The sequence below is a fragment of the Mesorhizobium sp. M7A.F.Ca.CA.001.04.2.1 genome, assembly GCF_003998485.1.
Lineage (GTDB): Bacteria > Pseudomonadota > Alphaproteobacteria > Rhizobiales > Rhizobiaceae > Mesorhizobium > Mesorhizobium ciceri.
In genome coordinates this window covers 1-14,755 of the sequence record NZ_RZQT01000143.1, presented here as the reverse complement: position 1 = coordinate 14,755, position 14,755 = coordinate 1, and the positions used below count along the sequence as shown (strand labels likewise).

Genomic DNA, 14,755 nt, shown 5'->3' with positions numbered 1-14,755 from the left:
AAGCTGCACTTCGTCTGCGCCGCTTTGCTTCCAGCTACCGTTGCGAGGCAGCATGATCGCCAAGGCAGTTCCCGCCAAAGCAAGAGCGGTCATCATCGGCGGCGGCGTTTCCGGCTGCTCGGTCGCCTATCACCTGGCCAAGCTCGGCTGGACCGATATCGTGCTTCTCGAACGCAAGCAGCTGACGTCGGGCACGACATGGCATGCCGCCGGCCTGATCGGCCAGCTGCGCGGTTCGCAGAACATGACGCGGCTGGCGAAATATTCCGCCGACCTCTACGTCAAGCTGGAAGCAGAGACCGAAGTCGGCACCGGCATGCGCCAGGTCGGTTCGATCACCGTGGCGCTGACCGAGGAGCGCAAGCACGAGATCTACAGGCAAGCGTCGCTGGCGCGTGCCTTCGATGTCGACGTGCGCGAGATTTCGCCCAGGGAAGTCAGCGAGATGTACCCGCATCTCAATGTTTCCGATGTCGTCGGCGCCGTGCATCTGCCGCTCGACGGCCAGTGCGACCCCGCCAACATCGCCATGGCACTGGCCAAGGGCGCGCGCCAGCGCGGTGCGACCATCGTCGAGAACGTCAAGGTCACCAAGGTCCACAGCAAGGCCGGCCGCGTCACGGGCGTGTCCTGGACACAAGGCGAAGAGCAAGGCACCATCGAGGCCGACATCGTCGTCAACTGCGCCGGCATGTGGGCGCGCGAACTGGGAGCGCAGAACGGCGTCACCATCCCGCTGCACGCCTGCGAGCATTTTTACCTCGTCACCGAGCCGATCCCCGGCCTCACCCGCCTGCCGGTGCTGCGTGTGCCCGACGAGTGTGCCTACTACAAGGAGGACGCCGGCAAGATGATGCTGGGCGCTTTCGAGCCGGTGGCAAAGCCCTGGGGCATGGACGGCATCCGTGAAGATTTCTGCTTCGACCAACTGCCGGAGGATATGGAGCATTTCGAGCCGATCCTCGAAATGGGCGTCAACCGCATGCCGATGCTGGCGACCGCCGGCATCCACACCTTCTTCAATGGTCCCGAGAGTTTTACGCCCGACGACCGCTACTATCTCGGCGAGGCGCCGGAACTGTCCGGCTACTGGATGGCGACCGGCTACAATTCGATCGGCATCGTCTCCTCCGGTGGCGCCGGCATGGCGCTGGCGCAGTGGATCAATGATGGCGAAGCCCCCTTCGACCTGTGGGAAGTAGACATCCGCCGTGCCCAGCCGTTCCAGAAGAACCGCCGCTATTTGAAGGAGCGCGTCTCTGAAACGCTTGGCCTGCTCTATGCCGATCATTTCCCCTATCGTCAGATGGCGACGTCGCGCAATGTCAGGCGCTCGCCGCTGCACGAGCATCTGAAGGCGCGCGGCGCTGTCTTCGGCGAAGTCGCCGGCTGGGAGCGCGCCAACTGGTTCGCCCGCGAGGGCCAGGAGCGCGAATACCGCTATTCCTGGAAGCGCCAGAACTGGTTCGACAACCAGCGCGAGGAACACCTTGCGGTCAGGAATGGCGTCGGCCTGTTCGACATGACCTCGTTCGGCAAGATCCGTGTCGAGGGCCGCGACGCCTGTGCTTTCCTGCAAAGACTATGCGCCAACGACATGGATGTCGCGCCGGGCAAGATCGTCTACACCCAGATGCTCAACAAGCGCGGCGGCATCGAGAGCGATCTGACGGTCTCGCGGCTGTCGGAAACCGCCTACTTCCTCGTCGTCCCCGGCGCCACGCTGCAGCGCGACCTGGCTTGGCTGCGCAAGCACGTCGCCGATGAGTTCGTCGTCGTCACCGACGTAACGGCGGCCGAAAGCGTGCTCTGCCTGATGGGCCCGGACGCGAGAAAGCTGATCCAGAAGGTCAGCCCCAACGATTTCTCCAATGAGAAAAATCCGTTCGGCACGTTCCAGGAGATCGAGATCGGCATGGGCCTGGCCCGCGCCCATCGCGTCACCTATGTCGGCGAACTCGGCTGGGAACTCTATGTCTCGACCGACCAGGCGGCCCATGTCTTCGAGGCGATCGAGGAGGCCGGCGCTGATGTCGGCCTGAAGCTCTGTGGTTTGCACACGCTGGATTCCTGCCGCATCGAAAAGGCCTTCAGGCATTTCGGCCACGACATCACCGACGAGGACAATGTGCTGGAAGCCGGCCTCGGCTTCGCGGTGAAGACCGCCAAGGGCGACTTCATCGGTCGCGATGCCGTGCTGCGCAAGAAGGAAGCCGGCCTGTCACGCCGGCTCGTACAGTTCCGGCTGAAGGATCCGGAACCCCTGCTCTTCCATAACGAGGCGATCCTGCGCGACGGTAAGATCGTTGGTCCGATAACGTCTGGCAATTACGGCCATCACCTCGGCGGCGCAGTCGGGCTGGGCTATGTGCCTTGCGAGGGCGAGAGCGAGGCGGATGTGCTGGCGTCGTCCTATGAGATCGAAATCGCCGGCGAGCGTTTTGCGGCGGAAGCCTCGCTGAAGCCGATGTACGATCCGAAATCGGAGCGGTCGAGGATGTAGTGCCTTCTCGCCTCCCCCTTTGTGGGGGAAGGAAGGGAAAGTCGCCCTCTCAAAACCTTTCCAGCTTCCCTCGCACCTTCGCCAGAAACGCCGCCCTTGTCGCCGGTGTCGAGGCATCCATCAAATAGTGCGCCAGGAAAAAGGTCCGGCAGCGCGTGGCACACAGCGCCCGCATGCCACGCAAAAGGGTCTTGCGTCCCGGCTGGCCGACGACGACGCTCCACCAGGTCGGGGCGCCGCAGGTGGTGATGACGCCGACCTTGGTTACATGCGTCATCAGCGACTTGATCCGTCCCTTGCCGGCCGGCAGCTTGAAGGCGACGTCCGTTGCCCACACCCGGTCGAGCCAGCCCTTCAGCATCGCCGGCAGTCCGTACCACCAGGTCGGATAGACGAACAGGATCGCTTCGGCCCAGTTGAGCAGTTCGAAATGCGGCTTCAGTGCCGGGTCCTGCGGCGCCTGGTCATTGTAGGAGCGCCGCTCGTCGCAGCCCATCACCGGGTCGAATTTCTCCGCATAGAGGTCGAGCAGCCGCACCTCCCAGCCTCGTCGCATCAGCACGTCGATGGCAGTGTCGCGGATGGCGGCGCAAAAGCTCTCGGGTACCGGATGGCAGTAGACCACCAGGGCGCGCATCAGAACTCATCCATGCGGGCCGCGACCTTGGTCGTGAAAGCCTTGCGCGTGCCGTCGGTAGACAGGTTCATCGCGTAGTGCGCGAGGTAGGTCACCGGCGCGCCCGGTTTGACGGTGGCGCGCAGCATCCGCTTGATCAGCCTGCGCGGCGGATCGCCCATCAGCATGGCGCGGAACCGGCTGCCGCCGTAGGTGGTCACCGCCGCAACCTTGCGAATGTTGTGCAGCGACGGCTGCGCCTTGCCGTCGACCAGTTTGAACGACACGCCGGGCAAGAACACGCGATCGAAAAAGCCTTTCAGGATCGCTGGAAAGCCATAGTTCCAGACGGGATAGGAAAGCACCAGCGCATCGGCGCGCAGCAGGCGCTCGACATAAGGCGCGACAGCGTCGGCGGGGCCACGTGGGTTGTGGTAGTCCAGCCGCTCCTGGCGCGTCAGTCGCGGATCGAAACCCTCGGCATAGAGATCGCAGTCGTCGACCGTATGGCCCGCCGCCGTCAGGCGCTCGACGATCATCCGGTGCAGGCCGGCATTGAAGCTGGTCTCGACCGGATGGGCGTAGAGGACGAGGATGTTCATCATCCTACCTTCTGCAGCCCCCTGAACAAAAAAGTCCGCCCGGAACGGTAGTCGTAGTCCGGGTTCTCCCAGGCGATCATCTTGCCGGGGTTGAGGAGCCCTTGCGGATCGGTCTCGCGCTTGAAGGCGAGTTGCACCGCGTCGGTCTGCTTCATGCCGCCCTCTTCCAGCGTGTAGCGATGCGGGTTGAAGATCGGGCAACCGTTCGCTTCATGCAGGCGCACGATCTCGTCGAGCCGCGCCTCGGTCGTGAACTTGACCAGCGGCAGGCCGAAGCAGGTAATGTTGCCGTCCAGCCGCACGAATTCGAGATGCGAGAAAACCTCGCCCGGAAACATCGCATCCATCTTCTCGACAAGCGCCAGCTGGTTGGGAAAGGGATAGAACGACTGCAGATAGGTGATCGAAGGGTCGACGCGCAGCGCCCTCAGCGTGGTGTGGTTCCAAGCCAATTCATAGGCCGGCGGCAGGCCTTTTTTCTCATCCGGCGTCGCCGTGGCCGCATTGTAGATCACCTCGCCGCCGGCACGCCGGGTGAAGGCAAGAAAAGCGTCCAGCCCATGCTGCGCCACCATGACGACGCAAATGCTCTGCCCGTCGCTCAGGAATTTCTGGTGCCGCTTGAAATAGAGCTGCGGCACGGGTGCCGCTATCGGCGTGATCAGCTTGGTCAGGATGCCATCCTGACACGCCAGCGCATTGCCATAGCGGGCCGCATCCATGAAAGCGTCGAAGCCGACAATGACGTCGATCCAGTCATAAGCCGCGGTCAGCGGCATCTCGACTTCCGATATGATGCCGTTGGTGCCGTAGGCATGGGTCACCTTGTGCAGATCCGCGCCGGTGAGCTCGAGCGCTTTCGGCTCGGCCTCCATGGTCACCACGCGCAGCCGAAGCACATTGCCGAAATCGCGCAACCCGCCGAAATTGATCGAGCCGACGCCGCCCGAACCGCCGGCGATGAAGCCGCCAATCGAGGCTGTGTTGTAGGTGGAGGGCGATAGCCGCAGTTCCTGCCCGGAATGCGCCCGCGTTGCCTTGTCGATATCGGCCAGGATCGCCCCCGGCCCGGTCACGACGCGACCCGGAGCGATCGACTTGATCTCGTTCATCTCGGCAAGGTTGAGCACGACGCCGCCGGAGAGCGGCATCGCCTGGCCGTAATTACCGGTGCCGCTGCCGCGCGGTGTCACCGGCACGCCATGACGATGACAGGCGGCAAGCACGCGGATCAGTTCGGCCTCGTTCTTCGGCGTCACGATCAGGTCGCCGGTGACATGGTCGAGCTGCTGCTTCAGCACCGGGCTGTACCAGTAGAAGTCACGGCTCTTCTGCTGGACGATGGCCGGATTGTCGTCGACCTTCAGGCCTTCGAGATCGCGTTTGAGCGCCGAAACATCCATCATTCCACCATCAGTTCGTCGAGTTCGGCATAATCTGGCAATTGGCGGTCGATCGCCTTGCCGCCGCGCACCACGATGCGATCCGATTCGGGCCGCGACAGCAATTCCGTCCAGCTTCGGCCTTTGAACACGATGAAATCGGCATCACCGCCGGCAGCCAGCGTGCCGAAGCCATCAAACCGCATCACCTTGGCCGGCGTCGCGGTGACCGCTTGCGGCCAGTCGGCGACCGGATGATCGAAATGCAGGATGCGCGTCGCCATGCGGTAGACCTCCAGCATGTCGAGATCGCCATAGGCATAGAAGGGATCACGCGTGTTGTCGGAAGCAACCGCCACCGGAATGCCCCTCGCCTTCATCTCGTGCAGCAGCGTCACGCCACGCCAGCGTGGCGTGGTGCCGTCGGCGCGCCGGTCCTGCAGATAGAGATTGCACATCGGCAGCGAGACGACGGCGAGCCCCGCTTTCGCCACCTTGTCCAGCGTGTCGAGCACGTCGAGATCCGGCTGGCGCGCCAGCGAGCAGCAATGGCCGACGAGGATCTTTCCTTCGAAACCGTTCCACAGAGCGGCCTCGGCGATCTTCTTCAGCGATATGGCGGAAATGTCGTTGGTCTCGTCGGCATGGAAATCGAGATCGAGGCCATGCTTGATGGCCTGCGCGAAGATGTGGTCGAGCAGCTCTTCGAGGTCCGGCGCCATATAGGTGACGACGCCGAGCACGCCCTTTGCCGCGGCAACCCTCTTTGCCAGCCTGTCGAACCACTTTTTGTCGCGCACGCCTTCGATGCCGAGCAAGCAGGCGCCCTGCAACTCGATGCGGCCGCGCCATGCCTCGCGCATCGCCTCGAACACCGGCCAGGAGATTTCCTCCTGCGGCGCGACGCTGTCGATGTGGGTGCGCAGCGCCCTTGTGCCATGGGCGTAGGCGCAGCGCAGCGAGAAATCCATCCGCCGCGCCAAATCCTCGGCGCTCCAGCGTGCCACACGATCGGCACCGGCGGCATTCAGCGCGCCCATGAACGTGCCGTCGGGATTGGGCTTTCGCGGCCAGATATGGCCCTTGTCGATATGCGTGTGGCAGTCGACGAAGCACGGCAGGATTATACGGCCGCCCAGGTCGACCGCATCAGCGGATCGGCCATGCGCGGTGATGCTGGAAATCTTCCCGTCGGCCACAGCGATGTCGGCAAGCCCGAAGCCGTCAGCATCGAAGGGCGCGGAAAGGCCTGGCGTCAGTGAGCGATGAAGGCGAACATTGGCGAGATGGTAAGAGCCGGAGATTGGTATCAAGCGTTGCCCCCCTCTGCCCTGCCGGGCATCTCCCCCTCAAGGGGGGAGATTGGCAGCGTCCGTGCCGGCTCATTTTTTTCAATGTTGGAGATTGGCGAAGATCGTGACAGCGGCCAATCTCCCCACTTGAGGGGGAGATGTCCGGCAGGACAGAGGGGGGCGCCTCGCACCAACATATCAATCACGTCACACACCCTAGCGCTCCTGCTTCAGCGCGCTTTCATGCCAGCGCCGCAAGATGAGATGCGATATCAGCGACAGCACGAGGAAGATCAAAATGCCGGTCAGCGAGATCAGGAACAGCGCCGCGAACAGCCGCGGCGCGTTGAGCCGGTAGCCGGCCTCGATGATGCGCGAGGCAAGGCCGGACGACTGGCCGGTGGTACCGGCAACGAACTCGGCCACCACAGCGCCGATCAGCGACAGGCCGCCGGCGATCTTCAACCCGCCGAGGAAATAGGGCATCGCCGCCGGCAGCCTGAGATAGCGCAATTGCTGCCATCGCGTCGCGCCGTTGAGCTTGAACATGTCGCGCAGATTGCGGTCGACGGAGTTGAGGCCAAGCGTGGTGTTGGACAGGATCGGAAAGAAGGCGACGATCCAGGCGCACAGCAGAAGCTTGGTCGTCTGGTCGTTCACATAGATGTTGATCAGCGGAAAGATCGCCACGATCGGCGTCACCTGCAGCACGATGGCGAAGGGGAAGAACGACATCTCGACCCATTTCGACTGCGCGAACAGCACCGCCAGCCCGACCCCGCCTATGACCGCCAGAGCCAAGCTGAGAAAGGTGATGCGCAAGGTGACCAGCAGCGAGGAAAACAGCAGGCCGGCATCGTTGTAGAGCGTCCACAGCACCACGCCGGGACGCGGCAGGATGTATTGCGGGATCTCGTTCCACACGCAGATGCGATCCCACAGCCAGATCGCCAGGATCATGATCGCCAGCGGCAGCACCCAGCGGCCGATCCGTTCGAACCGCGCCTGGCGCACGCGGCGTGCTTCCTCGGGATCGAGTTGGAGCATCCGCTCGTCAATGGCCGTCATAATGCGCGCCTGCTGTTGAGTTGATGGCCTTGACCAGCACGTCGGAAGCCTGACGGCACAGTGCCGCATAGTCTGGCGAGGTGCGAAACGCCTCGTCGCGCGGATAGGAGGCCTCGATGGCGAGTTCGTCGAACACCCTGCCCGGCCGCGCCGCCATGACGACGACGCGGTTGGACAGGAACACGCTTTCGAAGACACTGTGGGTGACGAAGACGACGGTGAACCGTTCGTCCTGCCACAGTTCCAGGAGATCGTTGTTGAGCTTGAAGCGGGTGATCTCGTCGAGTGCCGCGAACGGTTCGTCCATCAGCAGCACGCGCGGTTTGGTCACCATGGCGCGCGCTATGGATACGCGCATCTTCATGCCGCCTGACAGTTCGCGCGGCACCGCGTTTTCGAAGCCGGTCAGGTGAACCCGCGCCAACATCTCCGTTACCGCCGGTGTCGCCTTGGCGCGCGAAATGCCTTTCAGCCGAAGCGGTAGCCAGACATTGTCGAAAACATTGGCCCAGGGCAGCAGCGTCGGCTCCTGGAAGACGAAGCCGATGTTCGAGCGGTCGAGCGAGCCGCCACCGCGCCAATCGAGCACGCCGGAAGTTGGCGTCGACAGGCCGGCGATCAGCCGCAGCGCCGTCGACTTGCCGCAACCCGACGGCCCGAGCAGGCTGACGAAATCGCCTTCCCGGATGGTCAGGTCGACGTCGCTGAGCGCCGTCACGCCGTTGGAGAACACCTTGCCGACGCCCTTCAGCGCCAGGAGCGTCGGGGCCGCACCCGACGCAGCCGGCGCTTGCGCCACTTTTGCCCTTATCATTCCGGGGCGGCCTATTTCTTCAGCTCGAGCCCGACGCCTTTGTTGATGAAGGTCAGCGTGTAGGCCTTCTTGATGTCGATGCCGGCTGGCGTGACCTTGGCCTTGACCATCTTGTCGTAGAAACTCTTGATCCGCGCGTCGGTCATGGCGCCGATGCCGAGCTTTTCGGTGTCGCCGGAATCGGCCAGGCCGAACTTCTTCATCTGCTCGATCGAGAACGCGATCTGCTCGTCGCTCATGTCGGGATTGTCTTTCTTGATCATGTCGTTGGCGGCTTTGTTGTCGCCGTAGAGATATTTGTACCAGCCCTTGGCCGAGCCATCGACGAAGCACTGGACCACCTCCGGCTTCTTGTCGATCGTGTCCTGCATCACTTCGATCGTCGTCGAATATGTGTCCCAGCCATAGTCGGCGAGCAGGAACTGGTTCGGCACGAAGCCGCCTTCCTTCTGGACCGCGAACGGCTCTGAGGTGACGTAGCCCTGCTGGATCGACTTCTTGTTGGCGAGGAAGGGAGCGGTGTTGTAGGTGTAGGGCGCGCGTTTGGAGGCGTCGAAGCCGAGTTCGATGACCATCCACTGGAAGAAGGTCTGCACGCCCTCGTCGCCCAATATGTACTGGTCGGCGTTCTTCAGGTCCTCCCATTTGTCGAGCCCCTCGCCGGGGTGGGACATGATGACCTGCGGGTCCTTCTGGAAATCCGCCGCCACCACGCGCATCGGTATGCCTTGCTGGACCGCATCGAAGGCCGACAGCAGATTGCCGCCCATGTAGAAATCGATCTTGCCGGCCAGCAGCATCGGCCGGCCGCTGACTTGCGGACCGCCCTGCATGATGGTGACGTCGAGGCCGCAGGCGGCGTAGGTGCCGTCCGCCACGGACTGGTAGTATCCGCCATGTTCCGGCTCGGCCAACCAGTTGGTGCCGAAGGTGACTTTCTCATTCGCAGCCGCACCCAGCGTGCTGGCTGCAAGCAGGGCCACAACCGCCACCGAGATCTTCTGTTTTCCGTACATCGACACCACCCTCTGTTTGCTCCGGCGCGCCACGCGCCAGGCTCGACACCAAAGATTCAAGAAGCAAGACACATGCCACCGGCGTCTGGCGCCGGGACCGCCCGCTTGAAAGACGTTGCCATGCCAAGCGCGAACGGGTCATGCTGTACGGAAGGCATCGTGCCTATTTTTTGAACGGCTGTCCACAATCGCCCGGGCAACATGCACCACCATCTTGAAGGTGTAATGAGTCCGGCTTCAGGTGGCGGCATCCAGGAGATTGCCATGTTCAAATTCCTCACCCCGAAGTCCATCAAGCCGCCCTTTGCCCGCTACAGTCACGGCGTCGAGGTGCCGGCCGGCAAGCGGCTTGTGCTGTGCTCGGGCCAGGTCGCCATCACCGCCGACGACCTGATTCCCGAAGACGCCGGAGCGCAGGCCGAACTCTGCTTTCAAAACATCGCGGCGATTCTCGGCGAAGCCGGCCTGGGTCTCAGGGATATCGTGCGCATCAACGCCTATGTCACCGACCGCGCGCATCTGCGGCCCTATATGGACGTCCGCGACCGGCTGTTTTCGAGCCCCGCGCCAGCGTCGACATTGATGATTGTTTCCGGCTTTGCCCGGCCCGAATTCAAGGTCGAAATCGAGGCCATCGCGGCGGGGTGATCGACAGGCCGCCCGTCCCGCGCTAGGTCTGCCTGACCATTGAAGAGGCATGACATGACCGTACCCAAAAGACGCGTGTGGTGGGGCGACTACCGGACCACCGAATACGCCTCGATCGATCCCGAGGCGACCATCGCCGTGCTGCCAGTGGCGGCGATCGAGCAGCATGGGCCGCATCTGCCTGTTTCGACCGACACGTCGATCATGAACGGCATGCTCGACACGGTCATTTCGCGCCTGCCCGACGATCTCGACATCCGCATCCTGCCGGTGCAGGCCGTGGGCAAGTCCAACGAACACCTGCATGCGCCGGGCACGCTCACTCTGCCGGCAACCACGCTGATCGAAGCCTGGACCGAGCTTGGCCTGTCGATCGCGCGCGCCGGTGTGCGCAAGCTGATCGTGGTCAATTCGCATGGCGGCAACGAGGAGATCATGGGCATCGTCACGCGCGAATTGCGCGTGCGCGAAAAGATGCTGGCGGTGAAGACCAGCTGGCAGCGTTTTGGCCGTCCGGCCGGCATGTATACCGAACTGGAGGACCGTCACGGCATCCATGGCGGCGATGTCGAGACCTCGCTGATGCTGCATTTCCGGCCGGACCTCGTGGACATGGGCAAATCAGACAGTTTCGTTTCCAATGTCGCCAAGGCCGAAAAGGAATTTTCGCTGCTGCGCCACACCGGCACCCACGCCTTCGCCTGGATCGCCAGCGATCTCAACCCGAACGGCGTCGTCGGCGACGCCAGCATCGCGACGGCGGAGAAGGGCCGGCTGACGGCAGAATATCAGGCCGACGGCTTCATCAGCCTGCTGCAAGATGTGCGCAAGGCGAAGCTCGCGGAGTGGCTGAAGTAGCCTAACTGCGAGGCACAGATCTTCTGACCTTCCGATGGCAGATCGCCGGCTCCCAATTTAGCGGAAGCCTTTCTGCCTCGTCATCCTGGGGCGAAGCAAGGAGCGAAGCGACGCGGCGCGGACCCCAGGATCCATGCCGGGACTCGGAAGCGCTGCTACGGTGCAGAAGTCTGCTCCGCTGCATTCCTCGACAAAGGTCGCGGCATGGATCCTCGGGTCTTCGCGACGGAGCTTCGCTCCTGCTCCGCCCGAGGATGACGAAGACGGGGAGGCTTCAGCTAATTTACAACGGTCGTATCGTTCCGCTCAAAACTACACGTCGATCCTCAGCGCAAACGGCGTGCCTTCAAAGGCGTCCGCGCCGCGCCCGATCGATTCGATCGCCTCGACCATGCGGCCGTTGCGCTCAAGCAACGCATCGGCCACGGCGATCAGTCGCGGATTGGGCGTTGCCGAAGGCGACAGCGCCCGCAGCGTCCGCGCCAATTCGGCCTCGTCACGCTTCGGCGCCAGTGCTGCCGCGATGATATAGGCCGAAGCCGTCGAGCGGCTGATGCCGGCATAGCAATGCACGAGCATCGGCCTTGCCCGGTCCCACCGGCGCGCGAAATCGAGCAGATTGCGGACATGGTCTTCGCCCGGCATGGTCATGCCGTCCTGCGCCACCGCGATGTCGTGCATGACCAGATGCAGGTGGTTTTCCCTCGAGATCGAGGCCGGCCGCACCACCTCCGTTCCGGCGGCGAGCAGCGAAAGCATGCGGTCGGCGCCGGTCCTGGCCACCGTTTCCTCGATCTTTGCCAGCGAGCAGACATGGATCATTGTTTTGAACCCTTCGATTGATGCTCGCGCCGCGACGCCCATTCGGCAAGTGCGGATTCGAGCCGCTGCCATTCCTCCTCACTGCCCGGCAGGCCGGCGCGCAGAACGTCAGGCCGATCGGCAAAATGGCGAAGCAGGATGCCGCGCTCGCCGAGCGCTGCAAACAAATCGGCGGCATTGGTCAGACTGAGGAAACGATACAGTGTGGTTCCGCCCGCAACAGGAACGCCGAAGCGGCCGAAAAGCGCATCGAGGCGCGCCGATTCACCGGCCAACGACGCCCGCATCACGTCCTGCCACTCGATGTCGGCAAGCGCGCGGATGCCATATTCCAGCGCCGGGCCGGCGACGGCCCATGGTCCGAACTGCGTATCCAGCCGGTCGACCGTCGCAGTATCGGAAAGTGCAAAGCCGAGCCGCAGCCCGGCCAGGCCAAAGAACTTGCCGAACGAGCGCAGCACGACGAGGCCGCCCCGACCGACATCGCCCGCGACGCTGTGCTGACGCGGGCCGACATCCATGAACGCCTCGTCGACGACCAGCAGTCCGCCCTTGGCGCGCAATCCGGCGGCCAGAGCCAGCAACCGGTCGCGCTCTATGACACGTCCATCCGGATTGTTCGGATTGACGATGATGACGAGGTCGGCGTCCGCCAACGCTTCGAAATTATCGACCTCCGCCACCTGGTGCCCGGCGATCGCGGCAGCGCGGGCATGTTCGGCGTAGGTCGGACCCAGCACCAATGCCTTGCCGGGCGAAATGAGCGACGCAACGCGCGGCAACAGGATCTGCGTGCCCGGCGCCGCCACGACGTTGGCTGGCGACGGCGCGCCGTAAGTACTGGCCGCGATCTCTGTCAGGTCGCGTGTGCGCGCGGCTTCCGGCAACCGCGACAGCGAGGTGGCGGGCAGGTCGAAAAGCGGGTAGGAGTGCGGATTGATACCGGTCGAGAGGTCGACGAAAGGCAGCAGGGCGTTGGGGAAAAGCACCCTCGCGCGGCCAAGACTTCCACCATGGTCCACAACCGCCCCATTAAGAAGCTTCATGTCAGTCCTGATCGCTTTCCTGTCATTGGTCGTCGAATTCGCCCTCGGTTACCCCGACTGGCTGTTTCGCGCCATCGGCCATCCGGTGACGTGGTTCGGCAGGCTGATATCCTTTCTCGACCGCAGGCTCAACCGCGCCACTGATCCCGACGCGCTGCGTCGCAAGCGCGGTGTCCAGGCGCTGCTGGTCATCGTGCTGGTGCCGGCGGTGATCGGCCTCAGCGTACAGATCCTGTTCTGGTTCGTTCCCATGGGCCTGGTCATCACGGCCCTTCTGGCAACGTCGCTGCTGTCGCAGAAGAGCCTCTATGAGCATGTCGAGGCGGTTGCTGACGCCCTCGACACCGGCGGCCTTGCTTTGGCCCGCCTTGCCGTTTCGCGGATCGTCGGTCGCGACCCTGAAACGCTCGACAGGGCCGGTGTCTGCCGCGCGGCGATCGAGAGCCTGGCCGAGAACTTTTCCGACGGCATCGTCGCCCCTGCCTTCTGGACCGGCGTCGGCGGCCTGGCCGGCGGCGCCGCCTACAAGGCCGCCAACACCGCCGATTCGATGATCGGCCACCGCACCCCGCGCCACGAGGCGTTCGGCTGGGCGGCGGCGCGCTTCGACGACTGGATCAACCTGCCGGCGTCGCGGCTGACGGCGCTTCTGATCGTGCTGGCGGCGTTCTTCGTCAAAGGCGCTGATGCGAAAAAAGCCTGGCATGCGGTGCGGCGCGACGCGAAAAAACACCGCTCGCCCAATGCCGGCTGGCCGGAAGCGGCGATGGCCGGTGCGCTCGGCCTGGCGCTCGCCGGCCCGCGCTTCTATGGCGGCGTGCTGGTCGACGACGTCTTCATGGGCGAAGGTGGGCGGCGTGAAGCCGACAGCCTCGACATCAGGCAGGCGCTGAAACTCTATCGCGTCGCCGACTATCTGCTGATCGCTCTGTTCGGGTTGGTTTCGGTCGTTGTCATCGTTGTGACCTAACCTCACCCTCCCCCGTCTGGGGAGGTTGAGGAACACTCAGAACTCAATCCCCTGCTGCGCTTTCACGCCGGCGGAAAAATGATGCTTGGTCACGCTCATTTCGGTGACGAGGTCTGCGGCCTCGACCAGCGCCGGCTTGGCGTTGCGGCCGGTGACAACGACATGCAGGCCCTCGCGCCGCGCTTTTAGCGCGCCAACCACTCTGTCGAGATCAAGATAGTCGTAGCGCAGCGCAATGTTCAATTCGTCGAGCACCAGCAGGCTGATCGACGGATCGGCCATCAGTTCGAGCACCTTGGCCCAGGCGGCTTCGGCGGCAGCGATGTCGCGCTTCAGATCCTGGGTTTCCCAGGTGAACCCCTCGCCCATCGCGTGCCACACGACACGGTCGCCGAAGGCGGCGAAGGCGTCCTTCTCGCCGGTGTGCCACTTGCCCTTGATGAACTGGACGACACCGACGCGCTTGCCGTAGCCGAGCATCCGCAGCGCCAGCCCGAAGGCGGCCGTGGTCTTGCCTTTGCCCGGGCCGGTGTTGACGATGAGCAATCCCTTCTCGACCGTCTTGCTCGCCACCTCGGCATCCTGCACCGCCTTGCGCTTGGCCATCTTGGCGCGGTGGCGCTCTTCGTCCTTATTGTCGATATCGGTCATATCATTTCACCTTGAGCGGCAGCCCCGCCACCATCAGCAGCACCGTATCGGCAATCGCCGCGACCTGCTGGTTGAGCCGGCCGGCGGCATCGCGAAAGCGGCGCGCCAGTGCATTGTCCGGCACGATGCCTTGGCCGACTTCATTGGACACCAAGAACCAGGGTCCGCGCGGCCGCGACAGCACCTCCGCCAATCGCCGGCATTCAAGGTCCAGATCGTGTTCGGCCAGCATATGGTTGGTCAGCCACAGCGTCAGGCAGTCGACAAGCACCGGCCGATCGTCCGGCAAGGCGGCAAGCGCGCCGGCGAGATCGAGCGGTGCGTCGATGGTCGTCCAGCCTTCGCCGCGCCGCGACCGGTGCAACGCGATGCGCTCACGCATCTCGTCATCATAGGCTTGCGCCGTGGCGATATAGGTCCAGGGCGGCGGCAAGGCGGTCGCCAAAATTTCGGCGTGCGCGCCCTTT

15 protein-coding genes and 1 pseudogene are annotated in these 14,755 nt (G+C 63.6%); 5 read left to right on the top strand and 11 right to left on the bottom strand.

From position 1 onward, the window contains the following. The first annotated feature begins 52 nt into the window (after positions 1 to 52). The gene (locus EN955_RS29380; protein ID WP_024501338.1) at positions 53 to 2,503 is read left to right on the top strand and encodes an FAD-dependent oxidoreductase; all 2,451 of its coding nucleotides are present in this window, start codon (positions 53 to 55) and stop codon (positions 2,501 to 2,503) included. 49 nt (positions 2,504 to 2,552) lie between these two features. Here the strand turns inward: EN955_RS29380 and EN955_RS29375 are convergent, their stop codons facing one another. Genes EN955_RS29375 through EN955_RS29360 form a run of 4 tightly spaced genes read right to left on the bottom strand, consistent with a single transcriptional unit; the run spans position 2,553 to position 6,416 of the window. Further along, a complete protein-coding gene (locus EN955_RS29375; protein ID WP_024501339.1) occupies positions 2,553 to 3,140 on the bottom strand; it encodes an NAD(P)H-dependent oxidoreductase in 588 nt (195 codons plus the stop codon). Further along, positions 3,140 to 3,721 (bottom strand): NAD(P)H-dependent oxidoreductase, encoded by a 582-nt coding sequence (locus EN955_RS29370; protein ID WP_024501340.1) that lies wholly within the window; start codon positions 3,719 to 3,721, stop codon positions 3,140 to 3,142. Before EN955_RS29370 ends, EN955_RS29375 begins: the two co-directional genes overlap by 1 nt. Beyond that, positions 3,721 to 5,124, bottom strand: coding sequence for an FAD-binding oxidoreductase (locus EN955_RS29365; RefSeq protein WP_024501341.1), 1,404 nt, complete (start codon positions 5,122 to 5,124; stop codon positions 3,721 to 3,723). The genes EN955_RS29370 and EN955_RS29365 overlap by 1 nt, the downstream gene beginning before the upstream one ends. Beyond that, positions 5,124 to 6,416, bottom strand: a complete 1,293-nt coding sequence (locus EN955_RS29360; RefSeq protein ID WP_024501342.1) for a cytosine deaminase — start codon at positions 6,414 to 6,416, stop codon at positions 5,124 to 5,126. Before EN955_RS29360 ends, EN955_RS29365 begins: the two co-directional genes overlap by 1 nt. Here EN955_RS29360 and EN955_RS35675 point away from each other — a divergent pair. Further along, positions 6,417 to 6,577: pseudogene (locus EN955_RS35675) on the top strand (precorrin-3B synthase); the annotation flags it as partial. 34 nt (positions 6,578 to 6,611) lie between these two features. Here the strand turns inward: EN955_RS35675 and EN955_RS29350 are convergent. From EN955_RS29350 to EN955_RS29340, 3 genes are read right to left on the bottom strand one after another with little or no spacing between them, the layout of a single operon-like run. Then, positions 6,612 to 7,463: an ABC transporter permease gene (locus EN955_RS29350; protein ID WP_013531128.1), complete on the bottom strand. Its 852-nt coding sequence runs from the start codon at positions 7,461 to 7,463 to the stop codon at positions 6,612 to 6,614. Next, positions 7,450 to 8,277, bottom strand: coding sequence for an ABC transporter ATP-binding protein (locus EN955_RS29345; RefSeq protein WP_024501343.1), 828 nt, complete (start codon positions 8,275 to 8,277; stop codon positions 7,450 to 7,452). Before EN955_RS29345 ends, EN955_RS29350 begins: the two co-directional genes overlap by 14 nt. Before the next feature lie 11 nt (positions 8,278 to 8,288). Beyond that, positions 8,289 to 9,293 carry an ABC transporter substrate-binding protein gene (locus EN955_RS29340; protein ID WP_013531126.1) on the bottom strand — a complete coding sequence of 335 codons (1,005 nt, stop codon included), beginning with the start codon at positions 9,291 to 9,293 and terminating at the stop codon, positions 8,289 to 8,291. Between the two features lie 264 nt (positions 9,294 to 9,557). Here EN955_RS29340 and EN955_RS29335 point away from each other — a divergent pair, with 264 nt between their 5' ends. Together EN955_RS29335 and EN955_RS29330 are read left to right on the top strand one after the other, a co-directional pair. Then, positions 9,558 to 9,941, top strand: coding sequence for a RidA family protein (locus EN955_RS29335; RefSeq protein WP_024501344.1), 384 nt, complete (start codon positions 9,558 to 9,560; stop codon positions 9,939 to 9,941). A gap of 54 nt (positions 9,942 to 9,995) precedes the next feature. Continuing rightward, positions 9,996 to 10,799, top strand: coding sequence for a creatininase family protein (locus tag EN955_RS29330; RefSeq protein WP_024501345.1), 804 nt, complete (start codon positions 9,996 to 9,998; stop codon positions 10,797 to 10,799). Positions 10,800 to 11,111: 312 nt separating this feature from the next. Here the strand turns inward: EN955_RS29330 and EN955_RS29325 are convergent, their stop codons facing one another. After that, the gene (locus tag EN955_RS29325) at positions 11,112 to 11,621 is read right to left on the bottom strand and encodes a tyrosine phosphatase family protein (RefSeq protein ID WP_013531123.1); all 510 of its coding nucleotides are present in this window, start codon (positions 11,619 to 11,621) and stop codon (positions 11,112 to 11,114) included. Beyond that, entirely contained in the window at positions 11,618 to 12,667 is a 1,050-nt protein-coding gene (gene cobD, locus EN955_RS29320; RefSeq protein WP_024501346.1) for a threonine-phosphate decarboxylase CobD, read from the bottom strand. Before cobD ends, EN955_RS29325 begins: the two co-directional genes overlap by 4 nt. On the opposite strand from cobD, the gene cbiB reads away from it, so the two are divergent. Continuing rightward, on the top strand, positions 12,666 to 13,637 hold the full coding sequence (cbiB, locus tag EN955_RS29315) for an adenosylcobinamide-phosphate synthase CbiB (RefSeq protein WP_024501347.1): 972 nt from the start codon (positions 12,666 to 12,668) through the stop codon (positions 13,635 to 13,637). The genes cobD and cbiB overlap by 2 nt on opposite strands. Before the next feature lie 36 nt (positions 13,638 to 13,673). On the opposite strand, the gene cobO is transcribed toward cbiB, so the two are convergent. Together cobO and cobU are read right to left on the bottom strand one after the other, a co-directional pair. Next, complete coding sequence (gene cobO, locus EN955_RS29310) at positions 13,674 to 14,288, bottom strand: cob(I)yrinic acid a,c-diamide adenosyltransferase (RefSeq protein ID WP_013531120.1); 615 nt, start codon at positions 14,286 to 14,288, stop codon at positions 13,674 to 13,676. Position 14,289: 1 nt separating this feature from the next. Further along, positions 14,290 to 14,755: bifunctional adenosylcobinamide kinase/adenosylcobinamide-phosphate guanylyltransferase (gene cobU, locus EN955_RS29305; RefSeq protein WP_127223500.1), on the bottom strand; the 466-nt coding region annotated here is incomplete at its 5' end.

Excerpts from the sequence above, each read along its gene's own strand:
- cbiB (WP_024501347.1), top strand. The coding sequence starts at position 12,666 with ATGTCAGTCCTGATCGCTTTCCTGTCATTGGTCGTCGAATTCGCCCTC.
- EN955_RS29335 (WP_024501344.1), top strand. The coding sequence starts at position 9,558 with ATGTTCAAATTCCTCACCCCGAAGTCCATCAAGCCGCCCTTTGCCCGC.
- EN955_RS29375 (WP_024501339.1), bottom strand. The coding sequence starts at position 3,140 with ATGCGCGCCCTGGTGGTCTACTGCCATCCGGTACCCGAGAGCTTTTGC.
- EN955_RS29325 (WP_013531123.1), bottom strand. The coding sequence starts at position 11,621 with ATGATCCATGTCTGCTCGCTGGCAAAGATCGAGGAAACGGTGGCCAGG.
- EN955_RS29365 (WP_024501341.1), bottom strand. The coding sequence starts at position 5,124 with ATGGATGTTTCGGCGCTCAAACGCGATCTCGAAGGCCTGAAGGTCGAC.
- cobO (WP_013531120.1), bottom strand. The coding sequence starts at position 14,288 with ATGACCGATATCGACAATAAGGACGAAGAGCGCCACCGCGCCAAGATG.
- EN955_RS29350 (WP_013531128.1), bottom strand. The coding sequence starts at position 7,463 with ATGACGGCCATTGACGAGCGGATGCTCCAACTCGATCCCGAGGAAGCA.
- EN955_RS29380 (WP_024501338.1), top strand. The coding sequence starts at position 53 with ATGATCGCCAAGGCAGTTCCCGCCAAAGCAAGAGCGGTCATCATCGGC.
- EN955_RS29370 (WP_024501340.1), bottom strand. The coding sequence starts at position 3,721 with ATGAACATCCTCGTCCTCTACGCCCATCCGGTCGAGACCAGCTTCAAT.
- cobD (WP_024501346.1), bottom strand. The coding sequence starts at position 12,667 with ATGAAGCTTCTTAATGGGGCGGTTGTGGACCATGGTGGAAGTCTTGGC.
- EN955_RS29345 (WP_024501343.1), bottom strand. The coding sequence starts at position 8,277 with ATGATAAGGGCAAAAGTGGCGCAAGCGCCGGCTGCGTCGGGTGCGGCC.
- EN955_RS29340 (WP_013531126.1), bottom strand. The coding sequence starts at position 9,293 with ATGTACGGAAAACAGAAGATCTCGGTGGCGGTTGTGGCCCTGCTTGCA.
- EN955_RS29330 (WP_024501345.1), top strand. The coding sequence starts at position 9,996 with ATGACCGTACCCAAAAGACGCGTGTGGTGGGGCGACTACCGGACCACC.